We start from the raw sequence: 11,227 nt of genomic DNA, 5'->3' as shown, positions 1-11,227 counted from the left end.
GTCGTGGGCCTGAACCCGGAGTACATCAACCGGTACCCGCACCAGTTCTCCGGCGGACAGCGCCAGCGCATCGGCATCGCCCGCGGCCTCGCGCTCAACCCGGAGATCATCATCTGCGACGAGCCGGTCTCCGCGCTCGACGTGTCGGTGCAGGCGCAGGTCGTCAACCTGATGGAGAAGCTCCAGGACGAGTTCAACCTCTCCTACATCTTCATCGCGCACGACCTCTCGATCGTCCGGCACATCTCGGACCGCGTGGGCGTCATGTACCTGGGCAAGATGGCCGAGATCGGTACCGACACCCAGATCTACGACCACCCGACGCACCCGTACACCCAGGCGCTGCTGTCGGCCGTCCCGGTCCCCGACCCGGAGGCCCGCGCCCACCGCGAGCGGATCATCCTCACCGGTGACGTCCCCTCCCCGGCCAACCCGCCGTCGGGCTGCCGCTTCCGCACCCGCTGCTGGAAGGCGGAGGAGCGCTGCTCCACGGAGGAACCGCTGCTGGCGATCCCGACGCGCTTCGAGGGCGTCAACAGCCTCGCCGCGCACCAGTCGGCCTGCCACTTCGCCGAAGAGAAGGCCGTTCTGGGAGTCTGATCCTGCCGAACACCGGCCGGGGCACAGCCGATTCCGGTTGTGCCCCGGCCGCGTTTCACCCCGTGACACCCGAGGAGGCCAGTACCCGTGCGCGCAGCGAGCAAATGGGTCGCCGGTGCCGTCGTCGTGGCGAGCGCTGCCACGGCGTGCAGCGCCGACCAGGACGCGACGGCCCACAAGACCGGCGGCCACATCTCCGTGGTGCTCAGTGAACCGCAGCACGGACTGGTGGGTCAGGAGACCGCCGAGTCCGAGGGGGCCGAGGTCCTCCACGCCCTGTTCACCGGCCTGGTCTCCTACGACAACAGGACCAACGAGCCGAAGCTCGCGATCGCCGAGTCCATCGACTCCGCGGACTCCAGGACCTGGACCATCAGGCTCAAGGACGGCTTCACCTTCCACAACGGCGAGAAGGTCGACGCACAGTCCTTCGTCCGGGCCTGGAACTGGGGCGCCAACCAGGAGAACACCGCCGAGGCGATGGGCTTCTTCTCGAAGATCGAGGGCTCCGACGAGCTGGCCCCGGGCCCCGGCAGGAAGCCCACCGCCAAGGAGCTCAAGGGCCTGCGGATCATCGACGACAGGACCTTCACCGTCACCCTGAAGGCGCCGTTCTCCCAGTTCAAGACCATGCTCGGGTACAACGCCTTCTATCCGCTGCCCCGGGCGTTCGAGGCCGACCCGAAGGCGTTCGGCGAGTCCCCGATCGGAAACGGGCCGTTCCGCATGGACGGCACCTGGGAGCACAACAAGCAGATCAAGCTCAAGAAGTACGACCAGTACCCGGCCGAGGGCCGCGCGAAGCTCGACAGCGTGACGTTCAAGATCTACGAGAACCCGGACGGCGCCTACAACGACCTGCTCAAGAACAAGCTGCAGATCGTCGACAGGCTGCCCGTCTCGGCGCTCCCCAAGGTCGCCGAGGAATTCGGCGACCGCTACATCTACAAGCCGGAAGCGTCCGTCGGCTATCTCGGCCTCCCGCTGGAAACCAACCCCGGGGCCTTCGGCAAGCCCGAGATCCGCAAGGCGATCTCGATGGCCATCGACCGCGACGCCATCTCCAAGGCCGTCTTCAACGGCACCCGCAAGCGGGCCGACGACTTCATCAGCCCGATCGTCCCCGGCTACCGCAAGGGCGCCCTGGGCGAGGCCGGTACGTACAACCCGGCCAAGGCGAAGGCGCTGTTCCAGCAGAACGGCGGCGTACCGGGCAACAAGCTGGAACTCGGCTACAACGAGGACGGCGGCCACAAGGAGTGGATCCAGGCCGTCGCCGCCCAGCTGAAGGCGAACCTCGGCATCGAGGTCACCACCAAGGCGTTCCAGAGCTCCGGCGACCTCACCGACGCAGTCAAGGCCGGTACGTTCAAGGGCGCCTTCCGCATGGGCTGGGGCATGGACTACCCCGCCGCGGAGAACTACCTGCGCCCGGTCTTCTCGAAGGAGGCCATCGCCAACGGCTCCAACTTCGGGCGCTACGAGAACGCCGAGTTCGAGGCCACCCTCGCCGCCGCGGACAGCGCCACCGACCCGGCCACGAGCCTGACGCTCTACCAGAAGGCCGACGACATCGTCATCCGCGACCTCCCCTACATCCCGGTCTTCACCTACATGTCCGCCGTGGCCTACTCCTCGTCCGTGAAGAACGTCGAGGTCGACGCCCAGGGCCGGATCGACCTCGCCCACGTCGAGCTCAACTGACACGAGAAGGAAGTTGCGGGCGCACCGCGGCCGGGCGGACAGTGGCCGGATGACCGGGACACCGCACGCCCGCCGAGGCCCGCGCACCCTGACCGTACGGCCCGCCGGGCCCGGGGACGCCTCCGACATCTGCGCCCTGCTCAACTCCGTCGACGTCATCGAGATCGGCAGACCCGAGACCGACCTCGCGGCCGTCGAGGCCGATCTCCACCACCCCGACGTCGACCTCGGCAAGGACTCCTGGCTGGCGTTCGAGGACGGCCGGCTCGTCGCCTACGCCCTGGTGTGGGCCGACTCCGGACCCGGCAGGGCCGACTCCGAGCACTGCGTGCTGCCGGGCCGGCGCGCGGCCGCCGTCCGGCTGCTGGAGCTGATGGAGGTACGGGCCCGGGAGCTCACCGCCGACGCGGCCGGGGCCGTCCTGCGGCTCCAGCTGAACGCGAAGACCACCCTCGACGCCGACGTGCTGCCCGCCCGGGGCTACCGCGCCGTCCGCCACTACCAGGTGATGACCCGGGCCCTGCCCGCCGCCGGCCCGCGACCCGGCCCGCCCGGGGGACCCGCCGGGCTCGTCCTGCGGGACTGCGCCGCCGACGAGGCCGACCGCCGCCGGGCCCACGCCCTGGTCGAGGACACCTTCGCCGCCCACTTCGGCCATGTGGCGCGCCCGTACCAGGCCTGGCTGGACCATCTGGACGCCCGCTCCCTCGACTGGTCGCTGGTGTGGATCGCGAGCCTGCCCGGCGCCGGCGACGTGGGCGTCCTGCTGACCCGCGACGACCGCACCAGCATGGGCTGGGTCAGCCACCTCGGCGTCCGCGCCGACCAGCGCGGCCGCGGCATCGGCGGGCAGCTGCTGCGCCACGGCTTCGCCGCCTACGCGGCCCGCGGCCGCGACACCGTGGGCCTCGGCGTGGACGTCCACAACGAGACCGGCGCACTCGCGCTGTACGAGGCGCACGGCATGCGCCTGCACTTCGCGGTGGACACCTGGGAGCTGACATTGCACTCGCAGGGGTGACAGCCGCGAGACGCGAGGGTGCAATCGGTCCAACGAGGAGTGTTCCGGCCCCCACATAGGGTGACATTGGGCCCTAAGTGAGTCTTGGGAGCCATAGGAGGCACTCCATGCGCGGAGCCACCCACGTCACGTGGGCCGCATGTGCGGTGGCCGTCGCCCTCGCGGCGACGGCCTGCGGCGGAAGCGACAGCGGCGGGGGCGGCGGTGGCGCCGGAATCGTCAGTTCCTCCTGGGGTGACCCGCAGAACCCGCTGGAGCCGGCCAACACCAACGAGGTGCAGGGCGGCAAGGTCCTCGACATGCTCTTCCGGGGCCTCAAGCGGTACGACCCGAAGACCGGCGAGGCCAAGAACATGCTGGCCGAGAGCATCACGACGACCGACAGCCAGAACTTCACGGTCACCCTGAAGGACGGCTGGAAGTTCAGCAACGACGAGCCGGTCACCGCCCAGTCCTTCGTGGACGCCTGGAACTACGGCGCGGACGTCCGCAACAAGCAGAACAACGCACCGTTCTTCTCGAACATCGTCGGCTACGACGACGTCCACCCCGCCTCCGGTGAACCCAAGGCCAAGACGATGTCCGGGCTGGTCGTGAAGAACCCCAAGACCTTCACCGTCGCCCTGAAGAACAAGTTCTCCACCTGGCCCGAGACCCTCGGCTACCAGGCCTTCTCCCCGCTGCCCAAGGCCTTCTTCACCGATCACGCCGGCTGGCTGAACAAGCCGGTCGGCAACGGCCCGTACACGGTGGACTCGTACACCAAGGGCACCGGCATGAAGCTGCGCACCTGGGACGCCTACCCCGGTGAGGACAAGGCGCAGAACAGCGGCGTCGACCTCAAGGTCTACACCGACAACAACACGGCCTACACGGACCTGATCTCCGGCAACCTCGACCTCGTCGACGACGTCCCCGCGCAGCAGCTCAAGAACGTCAAGAACGACCTCGGCGACCGGTACATCAACCAGCCCGCCCTCATCATCCAGACCCTCACCTTCCCGCTGTACGACCCGCAGTGGAACAAGGAGGGCATGCAGAACGTCCGCCGCGGCATCTCCATGGCGATCAACCGCGACGAGATCACCAAGCAGATCTTCCGCGAGACCCGCACCCCGGCCAAGGACTGGACCTCTCCCGCCCTGGGCGAGAAGGGCGGCTTCAACGCCACCCTGTGCGGCGACGCCTGCACGTACGACCCGGCCGCGGCCAAGAAGCTCATCCAGGACGCCGGCGGGCTCCCCGGCGGCAAGGTCACGCTGACCTCGAACGTCGACACCGGCTCGCACCGCGAGTGGATGGACGCCGTCTGCAACAGCATCAACAACGCGCTCGGCGAAGGCCCGGTCTGCACGGTGAACCCGGTCGGCACCTTCGCCGACTTCCGCAACCAGCAGAGCGCCTACAAGCTGACCGGCCCGTTCCGATCCGGCTGGCAGGCCGACTACCCGCTGATCCAGAACTTCCTCCAGCCGCTCTACTACACCGGCGCCTCCTCCAACTACGGGAAGTTCAGCAACCCGGAGTTCGACAAGCTCGTCGACGAGGCCAATCAGGAGAGCGACGCCGCCAAGGCCATCGCGAAGTTCCAGGACTCCGAGAAGATCCTCGCCGCGCAGATGCCGTCCATCCCCCTCTGGTACCAGAACGGCAGCGCGGGCTACGCCGAGCGGCTCTCCGACGTGGCCCTCAACCAGTTCAGCGTCCCCGTCTACAACGAGATCAAGGTCAGCTGACCCCCTGTCGGATCGATCCTGGAGCAGTGCATGGGACGTTATGTGATCCGGCGGCTGCTCCAGATGATCCCGGTGTTCATCGGCAGCACGTTCCTGATCTTCTTCATGGTGTACGCGCTCGGCGACCCGGTCGCCGCCCTCTTCGGCGACAAGGCCCCCGACCCCGCCACCGCCGCGCGCATCCGCAAGGACCTCTACCTCGACCGGCCCCTGTGGCAGCAGTACCTCCACTACATGGGCCAGATCTTCCAGGGCGACTTCGGCACCGCCTTCAACGGCCAGCCGGTCACCGAGCTGATGGCCTCGGCCTTCCCCGTCACCCTGCGCCTGACCATCGTCGCGATCTTCTTCGAGATCGTCATCGGCATCACCCTCGGCGTGATCAGCGGGCTGCGCCGCGGCAAGTCCGTCGACACCACCGTGCTGGTGCTCACCCTCGTCGTCATCTCCGTGCCGACGTTCGTCACGGGCTACCTGCTCCAGTACCTCTTCGGCGTCAAATGGGGCTGGGTGCGGCCCACCGTCTCCCCGGACGCCCCCTTCAACGAGCTGATCCTGCCCGGCATCGTGCTCGCCCTGGTCTCCCTCGCGTACGTCACCCGGCTCTCGCGCACCTCCATCGCCGAGAACGTCAAGGCCGACTACGTGCGCACCGCCACCGCCAAGGGCCTGCCGCGCCACCGGGTCGTCACCCGGCACCTGCTGCGCAACTCGCTCATCCCCGTCGTCACGTTCATCGGCACCGACATCGGCGCCCTGATGGGCGGCGCCATCGTCACCGAGCGGATCTTCAACATCCACGGCGTCGGTTACCAGCTCTACCAGGGCATCCTGCGCAACAACTCCCCGACGGTGGTCGGCTTCGTGACCATCCTCGTCATCGTCTTCCTGCTGGCGAACCTGCTCGTCGACCTGCTGTACGCGGTCCTGGACCCGAGGATCCGTTATGCCTGAGCGCAGCGAGCCCGTCTACGACCCACTCGAACCGGGAGAGGGGGAGGCCATCGCACCCACCGGCCAGGGCGGCCCCATGGATCTCGCGCTGGACGAGGCCGAAAGCCTCGAGAAGCCGTTGGGCGACGCCCCCACCGGGCCCGGGCCGCAGGAGAAGGCCCGGTCCCTGTGGTCCGACGCGTGGCACCAGCTGCGCCGCAACCCCGTCTTCATCATCTCCTCGCTGATGATCCTCTTCCTCGTGGTCATCGCGATCTGGCCGCAGCTCATCGCGAGCGGCGACCCGCTGCAGTGCGACCTGTCCAAGTCCCAGCAGGGTTCCGCCCCCGGCCACCCCTTCGGCTACGACACCCAGGGCTGCGACGTCTACACCCGCACCGTCTACGGAGCCCGCGCCTCCATCACCGTCGGCGTCTGCGCCACGCTCGGCGCCGCCCTGCTCGGCTCCGTGCTCGGCGGGCTCGCCGGGTTCTTCGGCGGCTGGGGCGACGCCCTGCTCTCCCGCGTCGCGGACATCTTCTTCGGCATCCCCGTCGTCCTCGGCGGCCTGGTCTTCCTGTCCGTGGTCACCAGCACCACCGTCTGGCCGGTCGTCGGCTTCATCGTGCTCCTCGGCTGGCCGCAGATCGCCCGCATCGGCCGCGGCTCCGTCATCACCGCCAAACACAACGACTACGTCCAGGCCGCCCGCGCCCTGGGCGCCGGCAACGGCCGGATGCTGCTGCGGCACGTGGCGCCCAACGCCATCGCCCCCGTCATCGTCGTCGCTACCATCGCCCTGGGCACGTACATCGCCCTGGAGGCCACCCTGTCCTTCCTCGGGGTCGGCCTGCGCCCGCCCACCGTCTCCTGGGGCATCGACATCTCCAACGCGGCCTCGCAGATCCGCAACGCCCCGCACATGCTGCTCTGGCCGGCGGGCGCGCTGAGCCTGACCGTGCTCGCGTTCATCATGCTCGGCGACGCGGTGCGCGACGCCCTCGACCCCAAGCTGCGCTGAGGAGTGGGCACCATGCTGCTCGAAGTCCGGGACCTCCATGTGGAGTTCCGTACGCGGGACGGAGTCGCCAAGGCCGTCAACGGCGTCCACTACTCGGTGGACGAGGGCGAAACGCTCGCCGTGCTCGGCGAATCGGGCTCGGGCAAGTCGGTCACCGCGCAGGCCGTGATGGGGATCCTGGACGTGCCGCCCGGCCGGATCTCGGGCGGCGAGATCCTGTTCAAGGGCCGGGACCTGCTGAAGATGAAGGAGGACGAGCGGCGCAGGATCCGCGGCGCCGAGATGGCGATGATCTTCCAGGACGCCCTGTCCTCCCTGAACCCGGTGCTCAGCGTGGGCGCCCAGCTCGGGGAGATGTACGAGGTCCACCGCGGAATGTCCCGCAAGGCCGCCAGGGCCAGGGCCGTCGAGCTGATGGAACGGGTGAAGATCCCGGCGGCGAAACAGCGGGTGGGGGACTACCCGCACCAGTTCTCGGGCGGCATGCGCCAGCGCATCATGATCGCGATGGCGCTGGCCCTGGAGCCCTCCCTGATCATCGCGGACGAGCCGACGACGGCGCTGGACGTCACCGTCCAGGCCCAGGTGATGGATCTGCTCGCGGAGCTCCAGCGGGAACTCGGCATGGGGCTGATCCTGATCACCCACGACCTCGGCGTGGTCGCGGACGTCGCGGACAAGATCGCGGTCATGTACGCGGGCCGGATCGTCGAGGCGGCCCCCGTGCAGCAGATCTACGCCGCGCCCGCGCACCCGTACACGAGGGGCCTGCTCGACTCCATCCCGCGCCTGGACCAGAAGGGCCGGGAGCTGTACGCGATCAAGGGCCTGCCGCCGAACCTGCTGGCCATCCCGCCCGGCTGCGCCTTCAACCCGCGCTGCCCGATGGCGCAGGCCGTCTGCCGCACCGACGTCCCGCCGCTCGCGGACGTCGCACCGGACCGGACGAGCGCGTGCTTCTTCTGGAAGGAGTGCCTCGGTGGCTGAGACCATCCTGGAGGTCAGGGACCTCGTCAAGCACTACCCGCTGACCCGGGGCATCCTGTTCAAGAAGCAGGTCGGCGCGGTGAAGGCGGTCGACGGGGTCTCCTTCGGCCTCGGCCGCGGCGAAACGCTCGGCATCGTCGGCGAGTCCGGCTGCGGGAAGTCCACCGTCGCCAAGATGCTGGTCAACCTCGAGCGCCCGACGTCCGGCGCGATCTCGTACAAGGGCGAGGACATCACCCGGCTCTCGGGCCGCGCCCTCAAGGCCGTCCGGCGCAACATCCAGATGGTGTTCCAGGATCCGTACACCTCGCTCAACCCCCGCATGACGGTCGGCGACATCATCGGGGAGCCGTACGACATCCACCCGGAGGTGGCTCCGAAGGGCGACCGGCGCCGCAGGGTGCAGGAGCTCCTGGACGTCGTGGGCCTGAACCCGGAGTACATCAACCGGTACCCGCACCAGTTCTCCGGCGGACAGCGCCAGCGCATCGGCATCGCCCGCGGCCTCGCGCTGCGGCCGGAGGTGATCGTGGCGGACGAGCCGGTCTCCGCGCTCGACGTCTCGGTCCAGGCCCAGGTGGTCAACCTCCTGGAACGGCTCCAGAGCGAGTTCGACCTGTCGTACGTGTTCATCGCGCACGACCTCTCGATCGTGCGGCACATCTCCGACCGGGTCGGCGTGATGTACCTCGGCCGGGTGGTGGAGATCGGCACCGACACCCAGATCTACGACCACCCCACCCACCCGTACACCCAGGCCCTGCTGTCGGCCGTGCCCGTCCCGGACCCGCAGGCCCGCGCCCACCGCGAGCGGATCATCCTGACCGGCGACGTGCCCTCCCCGGCCAACCCGCCCTCGGGCTGCCCCTTCCGCACCCGCTGCTGGAAGGCGCAGCAGCGGTGCACGGACGAGGTCCCGCTGCTGGCCGTCCCCGAGGCGTTCCGCACCGGCCCGGCGGCCCACCCCTCGGCCTGTCACTTCGCGGCGGAGAAGCAGGTCGTCCCGGCGCCCGGGGACCTCCCGCCGCCGCCGGCCCCGCCGCCGTCCCCGCCGGCCGGGCCGGTGAAGGAGTGACCGGCACGACCGAGGGGCGAAATCCGGCCACCCCGCGTGGATTCGCTCCGTTAGGGTCGCCTTCCCGCCAACACGCTTTACATACAGGCAACTTGACCGTATCTGTCCCGAGATCTGGGGCGTGCAGCCTGGGTCCCGTGCGGCCGTGCGGGTGCCGACAACCGGCCGGGGAGGCGTACGGCCTCCCCGGCCGACCTCCCCCGTGACCCTGCGCATGCGCGGCATGCGCCGCTCGTGCTGCCGGAATTCGATCGATGCGCTGGTACGGATAGTTATGATCCGTAGCGCACGGTGGGTATGACTCCGCCGAGCACTGAGTACGAGTACGCGTACCGATGTCCGCTCGACGTGGAGGTGAAACGCCGTGGCACTCTCGATCTCGGCCGTGGTGCTGCTGGCGATCGTCGTCTTCCTGCTGGTCCGCCGGTCGGGCCTGAAGGCGGGACACGCCGCTGTCTGTGTGCTCCTCGGTTTCTACCTGGCGAGTTCGACCATCGCCCCGACCCTCAGCCAGCTGACCACCAACGTGGCCAGCATGATCAGCGGCCTCAAGCTGTAGGACGACCCCGCCGGCTCGTAGTCTTGCCCCATGAACGGTCTTCCCGCCCGTCGTCTGCTCCTCGTGCACGCACACCCGGACGACGAGTCGATCAACAACGGCGTCACCATGGCCAAGTACGCGGCCGAGGGTGCCCACGTCACGCTGGTGACCTGCACCCTCGGTGAGGAGGGCGAGGTCATCCCGCCCGGGCTCGCCCACCTGGCGCCCGACCGCGACGACACCCTCGGCGCCCACCGCGTCGGCGAGCTCGCCGCCGCCATGGCCGAACTGGGCGTCACCGACCACCGGTTCCTCGGCGGCCCCGGCCGCTTCCGGGACTCCGGGATGATGGGCGCCGAGCAGAACCGCCGGCCCGGCTCCTTCTGGTCGGCCGGCGTGGACGAGGCCGCGGCCCATCTGGTCGAGGTCATCCGCGAGGTGCGCCCGCAGGTGCTCGTCACCTACGACCCGGACGGCGGCTACGGGCACCCCGACCACATCCAGGCCCACCGGGTCGCCATGCGCGGTGCGGAACTGGCCGCGGAGCCCTCGTACCGCCGGGACCTCGGCGACCCGTGGCCGATCGAGAAGATCTACTGGAACCGGGTCCCGCGGTCGGTGGTCGAGGAGGGCTTCGCCCGGCTGGCGCAAGCCGCCCCCAAGACGCCCTTCCCGGGGGTGGCTTCGCCGGACGACGTGCCCGGGGTCGTCCCCGACGACCGGATCACCGCCGAGATCGCCGCCGACGAGGCCTTCGTCGCGGCCAAGACGGCCGCGATGCGCGCCCACGCCACCCAGATCGCCGTGGACGGGGCGTTCTTCGCGCTCTCCAACGACCTCGCGCAGCCGCTGTTCGCCCGCGAGTACTACGAACTGGCCGAAGGCCGCCCGGCCGCCCCGGCGGGCGAGCGCGAGCACGACCTCTTCGCGGGGGTGCGGGCATGACCACGGCCCTGAACCCCGCGCGGATCGCCGTCCTGCTCGCCCTGTTGGTCCTGGGCGCGCTGACCGGCGCGGCCGGCTGGCTCGTCGTGGACCTGTGGTTCCCCGGCGGACTGCTGCTGGCACTGCTGGCGCTCTTCGGGCTCTTCCTCGGCGGCCGGATCGCCGTCGGGAGCGGGCTCGGGGTGGGCGCCGGGGCGATCGGCTGGTTCCTCGCCTACGTGCTGCTCGGCGTTCCGCGCCCCGAGGGGGACTTCCTGCTCGGTTCGTCCGGAATCGGCATGTACGCCTACCTTTTGGGCGGGACGGTGCTCGCTGTGATGTGTGCCACGCTCCGCGGCCCGTTCGAAGGATCGGTTTCGGCCGCGCGGTCCGGCAAGTGACGTGGCGTTGAACTCGGTCGGGGTGTGTCCCCACGGGCGTTGGGGCAGGGCCCGCGGGCTGCTCGGAAGGGGTGCGGAGGGGGCGAAGGGGAACCCCTGATTCCCCTAGGACAGTTGCGCGAGGGCGTCGGCCAGTATGGTGGTCGGGCCGCCGAGCTGCCCGCGCACGGCACGCGGGCGGCGGAGCCAACCGGGAGAACCTGCCTTGAGTCGTGAAACCGACAGTTCGTCCTCCGGGCCCCAGGGGCGCGCTGGAGCCGCCAACCCCTCGGGAACGCGCCCGA

General features: G+C 69.6%; 11 protein-coding genes. All 11 read left to right on the top strand.

The features are described from left to right. Positions 1-600: oligopeptide/dipeptide ABC transporter ATP-binding protein (locus tag ACFXA3_RS21085; RefSeq protein ID WP_385188816.1), on the top strand; the 600-nt coding region annotated here is incomplete at its 5' end. Positions 601-687: 87 nt separating this feature from the next. Then, complete coding sequence (locus ACFXA3_RS21080; protein ID WP_385188815.1) at positions 688-2,304, top strand: ABC transporter substrate-binding protein; 1,617 nt, start codon at positions 688-690, stop codon at positions 2,302-2,304. A 49-nt stretch (positions 2,305-2,353) separates the two neighbouring features. Then, positions 2,354-3,325 carry a GNAT family N-acetyltransferase gene (locus tag ACFXA3_RS21075; protein ID WP_385188814.1) on the top strand — a complete coding sequence of 324 codons (972 nt, stop codon included), beginning with the start codon at positions 2,354-2,356 and terminating at the stop codon, positions 3,323-3,325. A 107-nt stretch (positions 3,326-3,432) separates the two neighbouring features. Next, positions 3,433-5,061: an ABC transporter substrate-binding protein gene (locus ACFXA3_RS21070; protein ID WP_385188812.1), complete on the top strand. Its 1,629-nt coding sequence runs from the start codon at positions 3,433-3,435 to the stop codon at positions 5,059-5,061. A 30-nt stretch (positions 5,062-5,091) separates the two neighbouring features. Continuing rightward, the gene (locus tag ACFXA3_RS21065; protein ID WP_385188810.1) at positions 5,092-6,015 is read left to right on the top strand and encodes an ABC transporter permease; all 924 of its coding nucleotides are present in this window, start codon (positions 5,092-5,094) and stop codon (positions 6,013-6,015) included. Next, a complete protein-coding gene (locus tag ACFXA3_RS21060) occupies positions 6,008-7,015 on the top strand; it encodes an ABC transporter permease (protein WP_385188808.1) in 1,008 nt (335 codons plus the stop codon). Before ACFXA3_RS21065 ends, ACFXA3_RS21060 begins: the two co-directional genes overlap by 8 nt. A 12-nt stretch (positions 7,016-7,027) precedes the next feature. Next, positions 7,028-8,002, top strand: a complete 975-nt coding sequence (locus ACFXA3_RS21055) for an ABC transporter ATP-binding protein (protein WP_385188806.1) — start codon at positions 7,028-7,030, stop codon at positions 8,000-8,002. After that, the gene (locus ACFXA3_RS21050) at positions 7,995-9,077 is read left to right on the top strand and encodes an ABC transporter ATP-binding protein (RefSeq protein ID WP_385188804.1); all 1,083 of its coding nucleotides are present in this window, start codon (positions 7,995-7,997) and stop codon (positions 9,075-9,077) included. The genes ACFXA3_RS21055 and ACFXA3_RS21050 overlap by 8 nt, the downstream gene beginning before the upstream one ends. Positions 9,078-9,441: 364 nt before the next feature. Beyond that, positions 9,442-9,636: a hypothetical protein gene (locus ACFXA3_RS21045; protein ID WP_030153401.1), complete on the top strand. Its 195-nt coding sequence runs from the start codon at positions 9,442-9,444 to the stop codon at positions 9,634-9,636. Between the two features lie 30 nt (positions 9,637-9,666). Beyond that, positions 9,667-10,563 (top strand): N-acetyl-1-D-myo-inositol-2-amino-2-deoxy-alpha-D-glucopyranoside deacetylase, encoded by an 897-nt coding sequence (mshB, locus tag ACFXA3_RS21040; protein WP_385188802.1) that lies wholly within the window; start codon positions 9,667-9,669, stop codon positions 10,561-10,563. Further along, positions 10,560-10,943 (top strand): DUF6113 family protein, encoded by a 384-nt coding sequence (locus tag ACFXA3_RS21035; RefSeq protein WP_385188800.1) that lies wholly within the window; start codon positions 10,560-10,562, stop codon positions 10,941-10,943. Before mshB ends, ACFXA3_RS21035 begins: the two co-directional genes overlap by 4 nt. Positions 10,944-11,227: the final 284 nt, after the last annotated feature.

It is taken from the genome of Streptomyces sp. NPDC059456 (assembly GCF_042750055.1).
Taxonomy (GTDB): Bacteria; Actinomycetota; Actinomycetes; order Streptomycetales; family Streptomycetaceae; genus Streptomyces.
The sequence above is the reverse complement of the archived record's forward strand: the minus strand, read 5'-3'. Positions and strand labels throughout refer to the sequence as shown.